At 72.8% G+C, this 14,996-nt stretch carries 15 protein-coding genes; 6 read left to right on the top strand and 9 right to left on the bottom strand.

The window, feature by feature from the left end:
• Positions 1 to 127 precede the first annotated feature (127 nt).
• Entirely contained in the window at positions 128 to 1,393 is a 1,266-nt protein-coding gene (locus AB0412_RS20230) for a glycosyl hydrolase (protein WP_366403956.1), read from the top strand.
• 32 nt (positions 1,394 to 1,425) lie between these two features.
• On the opposite strand, the gene AB0412_RS20225 is transcribed toward AB0412_RS20230, so the two are convergent.
• From AB0412_RS20225 to AB0412_RS20190, 8 genes are all read right to left on the bottom strand, one after another.
• Positions 1,426 to 2,082: a lipopolysaccharide biosynthesis protein gene (locus AB0412_RS20225; protein WP_366403955.1), complete on the bottom strand. Its 657-nt coding sequence runs from the start codon at positions 2,080 to 2,082 to the stop codon at positions 1,426 to 1,428.
• Complete coding sequence (locus tag AB0412_RS20220) at positions 2,079 to 3,296, bottom strand: glycosyltransferase (protein ID WP_366403954.1); 1,218 nt, start codon at positions 3,294 to 3,296, stop codon at positions 2,079 to 2,081. Before AB0412_RS20220 ends, AB0412_RS20225 begins: the two co-directional genes overlap by 4 nt.
• Position 3,297: 1 nt before the next feature.
• A complete protein-coding gene (locus AB0412_RS20215) occupies positions 3,298 to 4,071 on the bottom strand; it encodes a polysaccharide deacetylase family protein (protein WP_366403953.1) in 774 nt (257 codons plus the stop codon).
• Complete coding sequence (locus AB0412_RS20210) at positions 4,055 to 5,695, bottom strand: lipid II flippase MurJ (protein WP_366404106.1); 1,641 nt, start codon at positions 5,693 to 5,695, stop codon at positions 4,055 to 4,057. Before AB0412_RS20210 ends, AB0412_RS20215 begins: the two co-directional genes overlap by 17 nt.
• A gap of 332 nt (positions 5,696 to 6,027) precedes the next feature.
• Positions 6,028 to 7,368: an O-antigen ligase family protein gene (locus AB0412_RS20205; RefSeq protein WP_366403952.1), complete on the bottom strand. Its 1,341-nt coding sequence runs from the start codon at positions 7,366 to 7,368 to the stop codon at positions 6,028 to 6,030.
• Positions 7,369 to 7,374: 6 nt separating this feature from the next.
• Positions 7,375 to 8,829: an exopolysaccharide biosynthesis polyprenyl glycosylphosphotransferase gene (locus tag AB0412_RS20200; protein WP_366403951.1), complete on the bottom strand. Its 1,455-nt coding sequence runs from the start codon at positions 8,827 to 8,829 to the stop codon at positions 7,375 to 7,377.
• On the bottom strand, positions 8,826 to 10,100 hold the full coding sequence (locus AB0412_RS20195) for a glycosyltransferase (protein WP_366404105.1): 1,275 nt from the start codon (positions 10,098 to 10,100) through the stop codon (positions 8,826 to 8,828). The genes AB0412_RS20200 and AB0412_RS20195 overlap by 4 nt, the downstream gene beginning before the upstream one ends.
• A gap of 74 nt (positions 10,101 to 10,174) precedes the next feature.
• Positions 10,175 to 11,251, bottom strand: a complete 1,077-nt coding sequence (locus AB0412_RS20190; RefSeq protein ID WP_366403950.1) for a DUF3344 domain-containing protein — start codon at positions 11,249 to 11,251, stop codon at positions 10,175 to 10,177.
• Between the two features lie 339 nt (positions 11,252 to 11,590).
• Between AB0412_RS20190 and AB0412_RS20185 the strand changes: the two genes are divergently transcribed.
• Positions 11,591 to 12,439, top strand: coding sequence for a hypothetical protein (locus AB0412_RS20185; RefSeq protein WP_366403949.1), 849 nt, complete (start codon positions 11,591 to 11,593; stop codon positions 12,437 to 12,439).
• Between the two features lie 138 nt (positions 12,440 to 12,577).
• Positions 12,578 to 12,856 (top strand): hypothetical protein, encoded by a 279-nt coding sequence (locus AB0412_RS20180; RefSeq protein ID WP_366403948.1) that lies wholly within the window; start codon positions 12,578 to 12,580, stop codon positions 12,854 to 12,856.
• A 145-nt stretch (positions 12,857 to 13,001) separates the two neighbouring features.
• Here AB0412_RS20180 and AB0412_RS20175 read toward each other — a convergent pair whose 3' ends face one another.
• A complete protein-coding gene (locus AB0412_RS20175) occupies positions 13,002 to 13,256 on the bottom strand; it encodes a chaplin (protein ID WP_366403947.1) in 255 nt (84 codons plus the stop codon).
• Between the two features lie 318 nt (positions 13,257 to 13,574).
• On the opposite strand from AB0412_RS20175, the gene AB0412_RS20170 reads away from it, so the two are divergent.
• From AB0412_RS20170 to AB0412_RS20160, 3 genes are all read left to right on the top strand, one after another.
• Complete coding sequence (locus AB0412_RS20170) at positions 13,575 to 13,844, top strand: hypothetical protein (RefSeq protein WP_366403946.1); 270 nt, start codon at positions 13,575 to 13,577, stop codon at positions 13,842 to 13,844.
• 262 nt (positions 13,845 to 14,106) lie between these two features.
• Entirely contained in the window at positions 14,107 to 14,382 is a 276-nt protein-coding gene (locus AB0412_RS20165; RefSeq protein WP_366403945.1) for a hypothetical protein, read from the top strand.
• Positions 14,383 to 14,524: 142 nt separating this feature from the next.
• Positions 14,525 to 14,806 (top strand): hypothetical protein, encoded by a 282-nt coding sequence (locus AB0412_RS20160; protein WP_366403944.1) that lies wholly within the window; start codon positions 14,525 to 14,527, stop codon positions 14,804 to 14,806.
• The last annotated feature ends 190 nt before the right edge of the window (positions 14,807 to 14,996 follow it).

Below are 14,996 nucleotides of genomic sequence, written 5' to 3'. Positions count from 1 at the left end.
GGCGAGAACGGCACTCGAAAGCCGCAACGACAGTGGCGCCCATGGATCTCCTGTGACTGACTTTCATGTGACTGTGCGTCAATAACGTGACCGATCGAACGCGACCGACCCGACCCAAGGAGCAGACATGGCCCCTCACGACAAGCGGGTCCGGAAGCGCAGGCAGGCCAGGGGCCTGGCGACGATCGCCGTGTCCGCCGCCCTGGTGTCCGGTCTCGTCATGGGCGTGGACGCGGAGGTGGTGCCCACCGACGACGCCCGCGCCCCCGGCCCGGGCGCCACCGCGACCCCCGAGCTGTCCGCCGCCCCGACGAGCCCGCCCGCCGCCCCCGTGCCGCTGCTGCCCGAGTCGGCCGACCGGGCGCCGGGCAAGGAGATCCCGCCCTTCGGCGTCTTCCTCGCCTCCGACGGCCGGGGGGTGGTCCGTATGGACCAGTTCAGCCGCTGGCTGGGCGGCACCGAGCTCACCGTCGGGCACACCTACCTGCCCGGCAACCACTGGAGCGACATCGAGGGAAGGGCCCACTTCCTCGAGGCGTGGGCCCGCTGGCGGAACGAGAAGTCCGACCGGACGCTCGTCCTCAACGTCCCCATGCAGGCCCGCAACGAGGAGGGCGTGCCCGACCACGAGGTGCGCCAGCTGGTGCGGCGGGGCGCGGCCGGGGACTTCGACCACCACTTCCGCGCCCTCGCCGAGCGGCTGGTCCGGCTGAAGGTGCCGGACACGGTGATCGTGCTCGGCTGGGAGATGAACGGCACCACGTACACCCACCGCTGCGGGCCGGACCCTCAGGCGTGGAAGACGTACTGGAAGCGGATCGTCACCACGATGCGTGCGGTGCCGGGCCAGAATTTCAAGTTCGACTTCACGCCGAGCCGTGGCCGGGACGCCGTCCCCTGGACCGAGTGCTACCCGGGGGACGACACGGTCGACATCGTCGGAATGGATTCCTACGACCAGCCCGCCGGAATGTCGTTCGACCAGCAGGTGAGCGAGCCCTACGGCCTTCAGGAACACGTGGAATTCGCGAAGGCGCACGGGAAGCCCATTTCGTACCCGGAATGGGGTCTGTTCCGCAACGGCGACAATCCCGAGTACATGCGGCGCATGCTCGCCTGGATCACCGAGCACAAGCCGCTCTACAACACGATCACCGACTACTGCCCGCACGGGGTGTGGCAGTGCGACGCCAACCCCGAGTCCTCGCGCGTCTACCGGTCCGTCCTCTCCGGCCGTACCGATCCCGCGAACCCGGTCCCGACGCCCACACCCACGCCCACCCCGGAGGCGCCCGTCACGCCCGAGCCCCAGAACTGCTCGGAGCTGGACCTGGGCGACTGGGTGGAGCACTGGCTCGGCGGAAAGCTCTGCATCCGGTTCACCTGGTGGTAGAGCACCCGCCGCCGGCCCGGCCGGCACCGCGATCACCGCTGGCCGTGCGCATCGGCGGCGGTGGCCGGGCCGGGCACCGAGGCGGCCGGGACGGCCTCGTCGTCCCGGCCGGCTCGCCTCGGCCGCGCCAGCAGGGCCAGACCGCCCAGCAGCCCGCCGGCGCTCGCACCCACCAGGGCGGTCACGCCCGGCGACGCGGACGTCGGCTCGCTCGGCCTGACCGCCCGCGAGAACTGCACCAGCCGCACCTGGGTGCTGCCCCGGGTGTGCTCGGCGTGCTGCGTCAGCGCGCGCGAGACCGCGTTGGCCATGTCGACGGCCCGGCCCGGCTGGGAGGAGGTGGCCGACAGGGCCACCATCGGCGCGTCGGGCGAGGTCGCCGCGCGCACACTGTCCTGCAGCGTCCGCACCGGCACCCCCGCCCACACCTGTGCGTCCCCGAGCACCGCCAGCTGCGTCGCCACCCGGCCGTACGCCTGCGCGAAGCCGCGGGCGGCGTCCGGGGTGGACTTCGAGGTCGGCACGGCGACGACGTAACTGGTGGCCGTGTACGTCGTGGGCGTCAGCAGGCCGTACGCGCCGCCGAGCAGTCCGCCGACGAGGGTGCCGGCCGCGAGCACGGACCAGGACGGCAGCGCCCTGACACGAGCCAGGGACAGACGGCGCTGACGGGTCGGGGAGTCGGTCATGAGGAGCTTGCTCCGTGGGAAGAGAGGGATGAGTGCGATGAGGGGGCCGACGGGGGTGAGGGAAGGGGCAGCGACACCGGCTCGGTCACGTGCGTCCCGGGACCGGACACGGCTGCCGCGTACACGTCCATCAGGCGGGCCGCGTTGCGGGTGATGCTGTAGCGGTGCGCGGCCTCCGGGACCGTGCGCGGCCGCGGGCCCGCCCCGCGCACCTCGGCGATCGCGCGGGCGTACGCCTCCGGTCCGCCCCGCACCCGCCGGGCGCCGGTGGCGGCCGACGGCGGCAGGTCCTCGATCGCCGGGCAGGCGGCGTACAGCACCGGCAGGCCCGAGGCCAGCGCCTCCACCGCCGCCAGGCCGAAGGCCTCGTCCTCGGACGGGGAGGCGAACAGGTCCATGGCGCTGGTGAGTGACGGCAGATCGGGACCCGGTGAGCCGTCGGCGACGTAGGGGCGTTCGCCGGTGAACAGCACCCGTCCGGCCACGCCCGCCTCCTGCGCCGTGCGGCGCAGGACGTGCTCCTCGGGGCCGCCGCCCACCAGCAGCAGCCAGTAGTCCGCCGGGAGCCGGGTGAGCGCCTGGACGAGGACGTCGAACCGCTTGCCGGGGGTGAGCCGGCCGATGCCGCCGACGACGAACGCGTCCTCGGGCAGGCCGAGCCGGCGCCGGGTGCTCTCGCGGCGTTCCGGGTCGAAGCGGAAGCCGTCCAGGTCGATCCCGTTCGGGACGACCTCGATGCGCGGCGCGGGCACCCCCCAGCGCTTCAGGCGGTCGGCGACCGCGGCGGACACCGCCACCGTCGCCGAGCCGAGCCGCTCGCTGGCGAGGTACAGCGCACGCACCCCGGACGTCAGACGGCGGCCCTCCATCTGGGTGTCGCCGAGGGAGTGTTCGGTGGCCACCACGGCCCGCACCCCCGCCATCCGCGCGGCGAGCCGGCCGTAGACACAGGCCCGGTACAGGTGCGTGTGCACCAGGTCGTAGCCGCCCGCGCGGATGGTGCGGACCAGGCGCGGCAGGGCGGTGAGGTCGCGGTTGCCGTGCATGCCGAGATGCGTGACGCGGACCCCGTCGGCGGCGAGACCGTCGGCGACCGCGCCGGGGTTGGTGAGCGTCACCACGTCGCACTCGACGGGCAGGTGACGCAGCAGCAGGCGGAGCTGCTGCTCGGCGCCGCCGACGCCGAGGCCGGTGATGATGTGCAGGGCCCTCATGTCACAGCCCCTTCGCCGGGCGCCGGCGCAGCCGGTGCAGCCGGAGTTTGAGGAGCATCCGCCAGGCCGTGTCGTTCTGGCCGACGTGGATGCGCGGCAGCGCGAGCGGACCGGTCAGCGGGCCGGGGTCGATGGCGCAGGCGTAGCGGTAGCCCGCCTCCCGCACCGCCTGGACGGCGCGCGGGTCGACCGTGCCGTACGGGTAGCAGAAGCCGTCGACCGGCGCGCCGGTCAGCTCCGCCAGCAGCGCGCGGCTCTCGGCGACCTCCGCCTTCAGGGTGAGATCGTCCGCCTTGGTGAGGTCGACGTGGGTCAGTCCGTGGGAGCCGATCTCCACGCCCTCCTGGGCCGCCTGCCGGATGCCGGCCGCGGTCAGCAGCGGCTTGCGCGGACCCAGCGGGTCCCAGGCGTTGTCGCCGCCGAGCCGTCCGGGCAGGACGAAGAGGGTGGCGCCGCAGTTCCAGCGGCGCAGCAGCGGCAGGGCGCCGGTGAGGAAGTCGACGTAGCCGTCGTCGAAGGTGAGCCCGACCAGGTCGCGGCCCTCGCCGCGGGCGCGGGCGGCGAGCAGGTCGGCCACGGACACGCCGCGCAGACCGCGCCGGCGCAGCCAGGCCAGCTGCCGGCCGAGCCGCTCGGGGGTGACGGTGATGCGGTACGGATCGTCCGAGCAGTCGCCCACGGAGTGGTACATGGCGACCCACGGAACGGGCCCCCGGTGAGGGGCGGAGGGTCTGCCGGGTCTGTCGGTGGTGACGGAATCAACGGAAGCGGCCATGAGTCAGCTTTCGTGTGACGGCGCGTACGGGGCGCAGTGCGGATGCGAAACCCTGGATGCCGAGGGCCCAGGCGAGGGAGACGAAGACTGCGGTGACGGTCAGACAGCCGGCGGCGAGGCCCGCTGCCGGGGATTCGAGCCGGCTCGCGACGAACGTCCCGGCGGCGGTCGCGCAGACCGCGGCCAGCACGGGCCGGCTCAGCTCGGCGAGGACCTTCCTCAGCCGGATCGAGACGCCGTACGGGCTGCCGCCGCGCCGGCCCGTGCGCAGACCGGCGAGCAGCAGGGCGGCGGTGACGGTGATGCCGAAGGCGTTGGCGGCGGCGATCCCCGCCACCCCCCACGGCCGTACGGTCGCGGCGCCGATCAGGGACGTGGCGACGACGCCCGCGAACATCACCGCCAGGGGGTACCAGCAGGGCCGGCCCGCCGAGAAGTAGGAGCGGACCAGGGCGCCCACCAGGGTCTGGGCCAGCAGCCCGAGGGCGTAGACGCGCATGACCTCGGCCGTCGCGACCGTGTCGCTCGCGGTGAACGCGCCGCGCTGGAAGAGCAGTTCGATGATCTGCGGGGCGCAGGCCAGCACCGCGCACATGCCCAGCAGCACCACGCAGGAGGCCAGGACGAGATCCCGCTCCACGCGGCGGCGGGCCCGTTCGCCGTCGCCGTCCGCGAGAGCGCGTGCCACCACCGGGAAGGTGACGGTGCACACCATCAGCGACAGCGTCATCGGGATCTGGGCGACCTTCTGCGCGTAGTTGAGGTGCGAGATGGCCCCGGCGGGCAGGGAGGAGGCGAGGAAGCGTTCGACGAGGACCTGCGACTGACGGCACAGCGCGAACAGCAGCACGGCCGCGATGAGCGCGAGCCGCACCGTCCGCTCCCGCACGTCGTCGCCGGCCTCGGGGGTGTCGACGACCGCGGACGTACGGGACGTCAGATGCCGCCACAGCGACGGCAGCTGGACGACCACCATCAGCACGCCGCCCACCGCGACCCCCACCGCGGCCGACCGCACGCCCCACGCGTCGCCCAGCAGGAACATCGCGGCGACGATGCCGGTGTTGTACGCGATGTAGATGGCCGCGGGCGCGAAGAAGCTGCGGTGGGCGCGCAGGGCGGCGCTGCAGTACCCGGCGAGACCGAAGGCCAGCAGGCTGATCGCGGTGAGCCGGGTGCAGTCGACGGCGAGGCGGGGGTCGGGCAGCCCGGGGGCGAGCGCCCGCACCAGCAGGGGAGCCGCGATGGCGACGAGCGCGGCCACGGCGGCGAAGGCGAGGCACAACCGGGGCAGCGTGGCGGCGACCAGGGCGCGCACGGGATCACCGGGCACGCCCCGCGCACGGCGGGCCAGCGCCATGCTGAACGCCGGGATCAGCGCGATCGCCAGCCCGTCCTCGATCAGCAGCGTGGCCGCCACCTCCGGCACGGTCCACGCCACCAGAAACGCGTCGGTGTCGCTCCCTGCCCCGAACAGCCGCGCCAGCGACTGATCCCGCACCAGCCCGAGCAACGACCCACCGACGGACAGCGCCGCGGTGACCAGAGTGGCCCGGCGAAGGAACTTCCCCGAGGTCGTGGCCTGCTCGGCGCCACCGGCCTTCCCACTCCGCGCCCCCGGCACGGCGACCGCCGTGGTGTCCGCCCGCGGGGTCGGGTCCGGGGACTCGTCGCCCGCGGGGAAGTCGGGGCAGGGGCGGCCGTCGGGTGTGAGGCGGTCGGTCGCCGGGCCGTGCGCTGCGGGGTGTTCGGTTCCCGGGCCGCGGGTCGCGGGGCCGGGCCCTCCGGAGCGGCCGGTTGCCGGGTCCACGTTTCCGGGGCCCGGCACCCCGGAGCGGCCGGTTGCGGGTTCCCGGCGTGCGGGGGTGCCCGCTTCCGTGCCGACGGATGCCTCGCCACGGCGTTCGGGGCGATCGGACGTGCCCGGGCTGTCCGGAGTGCGTGAAGGGACCACCGTCATCGGGACACGGCCTCCTCGATGCGTGCGGTTGCCTCGTCGTGCGGCAGTGCGGCGTCGCGCGGCACACCGGCCAGCGCCCACCAGGCCGCGAGGCCGAGAGCCATGGCCGTCAGGACCGTCGAGGGGCCGCCGATGTCGCCGTAGACGAAGTCGGTCAGGAGCCAGATCAGCAGGCCGCAGGCGATCAGGCCGCAGTCCGTGCCGGAGCCGCGGCGGCGGACCAGCAGCAGCCGGCGCAGACCGCACACCAGCAGCGCCAGCCAGCCGCCGGCGAGGGTGAGCAGCCCGATCAGGCCCTGCTCGCTCAGCACCAGCAGATACATGCTGTGCGGCGACAGCAGCGCCTGCCGGTGGTACGCCTCGCCCGCGCCCTCGATGTCGCTGCCCGACGACAGCGCCAGCGTGGCGTGTCCGTCGCGGTACTCGGGGAAGCCCTTCAGCCCCACGCCGGTCAGCGGGTGTTCGCCCCACATGCCGGTGGCCGACGCCCACAGGGCGTAGCGGTCCACGACGGACTGGTCGGGTGCGTCGGTGACCTGCCCGATGCTGTCGATCCGCTCCTGCAGCTGCGCCGTGCCGACGCCGAAGCCACCCATCAGGACGACACCCGCGGCGACCACGGCCGCGGCCGTCTTCACCGCGCGCCGCAGCCCGGCGAGCGCCAGCTGCACCGCGCAGGTCAGCGCCGTCGCGATCCAGGCGCCCCGGCTGAACGACAGCGCGAGCGGCAGCAGCAGCGCCACCGCGCACCCCGCGGCGGTCGCCCGCTGCCACCGCGGCGCACGCCCCAGGGCGAGCCCCACGGCGCACACCACGCCGAGCGCGACCACCGAGGCCATGCCCATCACGTCCTGCGCCCCGAACGTGCCGACCGCCCGGATGGGCTCGCCCTGGTACGAGGCACCGGTCCCGGTGACGTACTGGTGCACACCGAGCGCCCCCTGCCACCCCGCGAGCCCCACGAACGCCCAGGCCAGCACCCGGAAGTCGGCCCGATGCCGCAGCAGCACCAGCACGGCCGCCGGGACCAGCACGAAGACCTGCAGATAGCGGCCCAGACCGGTGAGCCCGGCCGTCGCCGAGGAGGCCCCCATGGCGGCGAGCGCCAGGCCCACCACCGGCAGGCCCAGCACGAGCGCCGCGACGGGCGACAGCGGGCGCCGCCGCTCGCGCAGCAGCAGGATCACGCAGTACACCACCAGCAGCCCGGAGACCGCGTCCGCGGGCCCGGCGCCGTCCCCCGTGTGCGGCACGGCCAGCAGGGCGATCACCGCCACCAGGGGCAGGACCGGCACCCGTTCGGCCGCCCGGCGCGGGAGCGGGAGGGCGTGACGCACGTTCTGTCAGCTCCCCGTCGGCCGTACCAGCGTGGCGGCGGTGCGCAGCAGGATGCAGACGTCCTGCCACAGCGACCAGTCGTCGATGTAGGCGTTGTCGAACCGGGCGCGGTCCTCGATCGAGGTGTCGCCGCGCAGCCCGTGGATCTGGGCGAGCCCGGTGATGCCGGTCCGCATCCGGTGGCGGGCCGCGTAACCCGGGTAGGTCTGGCTGAACTGCGCCACGAAGTACGGGCGTTCGGGCCGCGGCCCGACCAGGCTCATGTCGCCGCGCAGCACGTTCCACAGCTGGAGCAGCTCGTCCAGCGAGGTGCGCCGCAGCATGCGGCAGAACCGGCGCATCTCGTTCTCGTTGGCCACGCTCCACCGCGTCGCCGACTCGTGCTCGTCGACCGGCCGGTGCGTGCGGAACTTCAGCAGCGTGAACGGCCGGCCGTCGCGCCCGATGCGCTCCTGCCGGAACACCACCCCGGGCCCGTCGCTGATCCGCAGCGTCAGCGCGCACGCCAGCAGCAGCGGACTGACCACGAGCAGCAGCGACCCCGACACCAGGATGTCGAGGACCCGCTTGCCCACGCTGCCCGCCCGCGCCGGGGAGAAGTCCAGCCGCCGGCAGGAGAACCCGGCCAGCCGCTCGTGTGCCGGATACGCCGGCACGTCGGCGTCGACCTCCCAGATCACGCATCCCGACTCGGCCAGCGTGCGCAGCAGCGGCCCCTGGTCGGCGCGTACCGAGGGATGCACGGCCAGCACCGCCCGCACCCCGTTCTGGATGACCGCGCGCTCGACCTCCTCGCCGGTCCGCAGCACCGGGATCCCCTCGGTGCCGTCCGGCTGCTCGGCGACGATCCCCACGGGCCGCACCCCGCAGCGCGGGTGACGCAGCACGGCGGCGGCCACGCGCTGCGCGGTCGCCGCCGGTCCGATCACGAGAGCGGTCTGTGGATGCCGCAGCAGCGCGGCCCGCCGCCGCCCGTGCACGGCGGCCCGCAGCACACAGCACGCCACCGCCTGCAGGGCGAGACCCGCCAGTACGGTGCCGGCGGCCGGCGCGAGCTCCGGCCGGTACGCCGCCCACAGCGCGGCGGACGCCAGCCAGGCCACGGCGATCCGCCCGCACACGGCGGGCAGTTCCTCCAGCAGTCCCGGTACCGGTGGTCTGCGGTCACGCGGGCGCAGCAGCAGCGTCGCGCCGAACAGCAGCGCGACGAACAGGAGATGACGCCGCGCATCGGCGAGCGCCAGCGCGGCCGGCAGCGCCGCGGCGGCGTCGGCGGCGAGCAGCGGCAGCGGCGAGACCGGCCGCGCCGGACGCCCCGCGGCGGGCAGCCGGAAACCGGTGCCGCCGGTCGTGGGATCGGAAGTGGTGTCGGTGCCGGGTTTCGGCATGACGGAGACGGATGAGAATCCGTGCTCCCGTGGCGATACGCCGGGGGAGGGCACGGTACGTTCGGCGGTCACGAGTGGATGGACTCCCTGTGCTCGGATGGCTCGACGCGCTGTGTGGTCCGATGGGCCCCGGCGCTCCGCTCCCGGCTCCGCTCCGACGGACGGACACCCGTGCCGGCCCGGGACGGGCGCGTCCATCTCGCGGTGGGCCAGGTGCCGAGCAGGTCGCGGTAGACGTCTGTGACCGCCTTGGTGGTGTGCCGTACGTCGTGCAGGGCCAGCACATGCGCGCGGCCCCCGTCGCCGAGGGCCGCGCGCAACGGCTGGTCGCGCAGCAGCTCGCCGACGGCACGGGCCAGTTCGGCGGCGTTCTCCGGCGGGACCAGACAGCCGGGGGCGAAAGTCGGTGGCAGGCTCTCCCGCGCGCCGTCGACGTCGGTGACCACCACGGGCCGCCCGCAGGCCATCGCCTCCAGCGGGGCGAGGGCCATGCCCTCCCAGCGGGACGGCAGCACGACGAGATCGGCGGCCTGGTACCAGGGGGCGGTGTCCCCGACGGCCCCCGCGAACACCACGGAGCGGGGCGCGCACGCCCGCAGCCGGTCACGGTCGGGCCCGTCGCCGACCAGGACGAGACGCGCGTCGGGGACCTGGCGCACGACGGCGTCCCAGGCTCGCAGCAGCACGTCCTGGCCCTTCTGCCGGCACAGCCGCCCCACACAGACGACGAGGGGGGCGTGCGGGGGCAGTCCGGCGAGCGGGGCGAGCGTGGCCCGTACGGCGTCGGCGCGCGCCGGGCGGAAGCGCTCGGGGTCGATGCCGTTGGGGACGACGGTCCACCGGCCGGCGATTTTGGCGGCCGCTCCGGTCGCGCGTTCCGCCTCGCTCACGCACACCGTCCGCGCGGCCCAGCGCGCCCCCCACCGCTCCCACCGCAGCGCGAGCGCGGCGGTGGTCCCGCCGACCGCCTCGAACGACCAGGCGTGCGGCTGGAACACGGTCGGGATCCGGCCGCGCACCGCGAGCCGCCCGGCGAGTCCGGCCTTCGCGCTGTGCGCGTGCACCAGGTCCGGGCGCACCTCATCGATCAGCCGGGCGAGCGCTCGCACCTCCCGCGCCAGCGAGGCACCGGGCGACCGCGTCGCCTGCCAGGGCCGTACGTGCGCGCCGAGCGCCCGCAGCCGGGTGGTGAGGTCGCTGTCCGGGCAGGCCACGACGGCCTCGAGGCCGTCCGCGAGCTGGGCCCGCACCAGGTCCGCCACGACGCGGGCGACTCCGCCGTCCACCGGTTGCGTGAGGTGCAGGACACGCGGACGGCGACCGGAGGAGGACGGCAGGTCCATGGTGAGGGCTTCCTCGCTGACGAAGGCGCTGACGATGGCGTTGACGAAGGCGTTCGGATCGGCCGGCGGCGCGTTCACTGCCGGGCGTCGGCGGCGATGAACAGGACGCCGGCCCACGCCGCGTCCGTGGCGGAGGTGAGCCGCAGGGCCGCCTGGTCACCGGCGCCGAGCACACCCCGGCCGACGTCGAACACGTCGGAGTCGTAGCCGAGGGTGTTGGCGTACGCCGGGACCCGGGCCGGGGAGCCCGTGCCGGGGCCGCTGATGGTGGAGTTGAGGACGTCGCCGCCCGGGTTGGCGCCGTTGCCGAGCGCGGCGGAGCCGGAGGGGCCGGTCACGACGAGCGAGTCGCCGGTGGTGCCGCGGTCGCCGTTGTACGCGACCAGGCCCACCTGGCCGGGCGCGCCGTCGGCGATGTTCAGGCCGGAGAGCTTGAGTTCCTCGCCGCCGCGGGAGCGCAGCGCGGCGAAGCCGTCCCACAGGGCGAGCTGCCGCAGCGGTTCCGCCGCGTTCTCGTACATCACCACCAGCGTCCAGCCGCCCCAGGCGCCCGCGGCGGACTGCCCGGCGGCCACGTTGACCTGCGCCACGGTGTAGAGACCGGCTCCGCTGTCGCGCACCAGCGAGGTGACGTCCGCCGAGGCCTGGAAGGCGTCGGCGTCGTCGGCCACACGGTGTCCGACGACCGTGTCGGCGAGCACTTCCTTGTAGTCGCCGCCGGGTTCGGCGATGAGAACCCGGCCGTTGTCCGCCGCCGGCTTCTGCTCGCCGACGCGCAGATTGCCGCCCCAGTACAGGCGCGCGTACGTCACCCGCGAGCCAGTGGGCAGACGGACCTCCGCGCGGGAGGAGTTGTAGGTGTTCGGGTCGCTGTCGACGTCGATGTAGTACATGTCGAAGTCGCCGTTCACCCCGGCCGCACCGTCGCGTACGTCCGAACACGGCGACTGGCGCGGGCGGCAGGTGATGGAGGAGTTCGCCGCGCGCACGATGCCGCCGTGCTGGACCGCGCGATGCCTGGGGTCGAACGCGATGCTGTCGGCCTCGGGAGCCGGGGCGGCGGCGGGGGAGCCGCAGGACGCCCATACCGCGGCAAGGGTGAGCACGCCCACCGTCGCATGGCGAAGCAGCTGACCCAGGGATTGGCGCATGACCGTCGGAGCCTTTCGTCAAGCAGATGGCGGCGGCAGGCAGCAGCGGGGACGAGTGCGATGCGTCCGCCCGTGAGGGATGCGTCGGGAGGTTCGCAACTCTAGTCACCAACCGGACAAATTCACTGAAACTCAATGAACAACGGCAAGTGTGTTGGAATCGTGAAACCCGGGACTCCCGCGCGACCCGGGTCAGGTGGCGGCGACGCGGCCGCTCATCAGGCGGTACGGGCAATGGGGTGACCGGTGACAATCCGAAAGGCCCATGATCGGTTGCGGGGTGTCCGGGGCGCTCTCACGGTGGGTTCAGGATCCGAAGCCCCTCGAAAGGAACTGCCCATGCGCGCTCTGCCTGCACGGCGCCTCGCACTCAGCGCACTGTGCGCCGCCCTCCTGGTCGGGATCACCGGCCCCGCCGCCCTGGCGGCAGACCCGGTCCATGAGCGCAGCAAGGTCGCGGCACCGGCCGCGGCGCTCCCCGGCGCCGACGCGCTGCTGGCGCGCGTCGAGAAGCTCGACGCCCAGGCGGGGCCGCTCACTCCGGTCGTCGACCTGATGGAGGCGGTGCTTCAGCAGGACCGGACCACCCTGTCTCCCGCCGAGATGCGCAAACTGGGCGAGGCCGCGAAGGACGCGCTGAGGAAGGCCGCCGCCGACGAGCAGCCGGTGGTCACCCTCGTCCCGACGGAGCCGACGACGACCACGGCGACCGGAGTACTGCTGCCCGCCGCCGACGCCGAGCTCACGAACGACCTGCTGGGCGGCCTGCTGGACCTCCTCGGGGGCATCCTCGACCTGCTGCTCCCGGGCCTCACCGAGGACGCCGCGACCGCGGGCACCACGGAGACCACGGACACCACTGACGACACGACCGACGTGGTGACGGAGGACACGGCGGCGGACGCGGCCGAGGACGCGGCCGACGAGGCGGCGGAGGCCGCCGAGACCGCGGCCGAGGACGCGCTGGCCGACACGGAGGTCGACTCGTTCGACTCGCTCGACGAGTTCATCGACCAACTGCTCGCCGAAGTGGACGCGCTCATCGAAGCCGTGACCGACCCCGACCTCGCCGCGTCGACCACCGACACGGCCACGTCGAGCACGGTGACCACCACGCCGACGGCGACGGCCACCACCCTCCCCGCCCTCACCCCGCAGACCTCGGTGGTGCTGATGCCGGCCTCGTGACACGTGAGGTGACGCCGCGCTGATCTCATATGAGGACTCGTCAATCTGGGGCGTCCCGGTTTCCGGTCCGGCCAGGGATCGTTAGACAGGGCGACACATTCCCCTCCGGCGACCTGCGTTGCCGAAGAAAGGAACACGATGAAGTCCCTGAAGGCTGCCGCCGTTCTTGCCGGATCCCTGATCGCCGCCACGGTGGCCGCGCCCGCCTACGCCGCCGAGGGCTCCCGCGACCTGGCCTCCACCGGCCTGGACACCGGCCTGCGCACCGGCATCCCCTTCGAGATGATGCCGCTGTCGCAGGAGACGAACGTCCTCAACGGCGAGCAGGACGCCTCGGTCCTCGGCACGATGAAGGAAGCGGCGGCCGTCGTGAACGAGGCGAAGCCGGTGCACGGTGACGTGGGGCTGCACGCCTGAGATCCGACAACACGCGGCGATCGGCCCCCGGTGCGAACCGGGGGCCGTTTGCTGTGCGCCTCGCCCTGATCGAGGGCGGCCGGCATGCGAAGAGCCCCGGCGCTCGGGCGGCCGGGGCTCTTGAGGGTTGCGACAGGCGTCGGTGCTACTTCTTCTTGCCGCTGTCGTTGATGCAGGTGTTGCCGATGGCCGGGTTCAGGGCACCGATCCCGGTGACCGTGTTGCCGCACACGTTGATCGGCACGTGGATCGGGGCCTGGACCACGTTGCCCGAGATGACGCCGGGCGAGTGGACCGCCGCACCCTTGGCGCCGGCGTCCGCCGAGGCCATAGCAGCCCCGCTGAGGACCACGGCACCCGTGCCGAGAGCGACAGTGGCAGCCTTCGCGATGCGAGACATCACGTTCTCCTAACTGATTCGGTAAAGCGCAGATGCATGACGCGCATCCGCACTCCCCGCTCAACGCGCCGCACGCGGACGGGTCACGGTGATCTCCCGCGCATCACCCTTTTGAAATAGACGGCCCGCAGGAGGGCTCGGTGGCCCGCCCGGAACTCGGCCATTTGATACCGGCCCTACGGTCCTATGACGTGCCCATTCACAGGAAAACTACGTTATTGGGCGTTTCGCCTGTTCAAAGTTGCGCACCTCGCCTACGTTACTCACTGCACGTGACCGATCCATCACGGTTCGTGTCTACTCGAGAACGGAGAGGTAATGCGCAAGTACCAGAAGGCCGCGGTCGTCATGGCCATGCTCGGCAGCGTCAGCTTCCTGGGCGCCGGCGTCGGCCACGCCGGTGACGACCCGGCGTTCAAGCTCGACAACAAGCAGTCGCAGAGCTGCTCGCAGAACGACAGCGCCCTGGGCCTCGTCAACGTGGACGACGTCAACGTCGGTGTCGGCGCTCTGCTGGGTCTGTCCAGCCAGGACAACAGCGAGTCCGAGGCTCTGCACTGCGTCCAGGGCTTCAAGCTCGGCAAGTGATCACTGGTTCAGTGATGGGGCAGGCCTCGGAACCCGGACTCTCGTGTCCGGGGCCGGGCCTGCCCGGCCGGTCGGCGGATTTCCGTCCGCCAGCCGATTGGCAGATTTTATGAATACACAATGGCGCCAACGGGTTCCTTTTTAATGGCGCTCCGCGGTTCGGCGTTTCACGTACTCAATTTCCCCGGGCGTCGCCTAATTTTGGCGGCGGAAACAGCGACCAGTTCATCGCGGGCTGTGTCGACTCGAGAATGGAGAAGTAATGCGCAAGTACCAGAAGGCCGCGGTCGTCATGGCCATGCTCGGCAGTGTCAGCTTCCTGGGCGCCGGTGTCGGCCACGCTGGTGACGACCCGCAGGTCGAGCTGAACAACAAGCAGACCCAGTCGTGCCAGCAGAACGACTCGACCACGGGTCTGATCAACATCGACGACATCAACCTGTCGCTGGCCATCCTCGGCCTGTCGCAGCAGGACAACAGCGAGGAGTCGTCCGTCACCTGCGCCACGAGCTTCACCGTCGGTGGCGAGGAGGACTAAGCACCTCCAGACGACCCAGGCAGGCCGCGGAACTCGAACTTCGTGTTCGGGCTCCGGGCCTGCCCGGCTCGTTGCCGTCAAGGCACCCGGCACGACTCCGTCGTCCCCGCGCGTTGGGGACGACCGTCAAAGGAATAGGTAGATGTTCAGTTCGAAGAAGATCGCAGCGGCAGCGGGAGTGCTCGGAAGCCTCGCGCTGATCGGCCTCGGCGCCGGTCAGGCCGTGGCGGGCGAGGGCCCCAGCAACAAGTGCGTCGACGACGGCAAGGGCACCATCCGCTGTGTGCAGGTGGCCGAGTACCGGATGACCACCGACTCGCTCGGGAAGGTCCACATCGTCAACGAGTCGGCGCAGAGCTGCCCGACCTCGAAGGGCAAGGTCTCCTGCGCCAGCGATGTGGTCGTCAGGCCGAAGGGCTCCTGACGTCCCGAACACGGCGGCTGCGGCGCCTTGTTCACGGCGGCACCCCTACGGCACCGCCGTACAGCGGAGAGTGGCCGGAACCCATTGTGGGGTTCCGGCCACCGGAACCCATGAGGGGCGCGCACAATTTAAAGAACGCGGTTGGGGTAGGCAGGTTGTAGGCGGGGGGGGGCCGGGCGAAGGGGGGGCG

Origin of the sequence: Streptomyces sp. NPDC052012 (assembly GCF_040689265.1) — a bacterium.
Taxonomy (GTDB): Bacteria; Actinomycetota; Actinomycetes; order Streptomycetales; family Streptomycetaceae; genus Streptomyces.
This window is presented reverse-complemented; position numbering and strand designations above follow the sequence as displayed.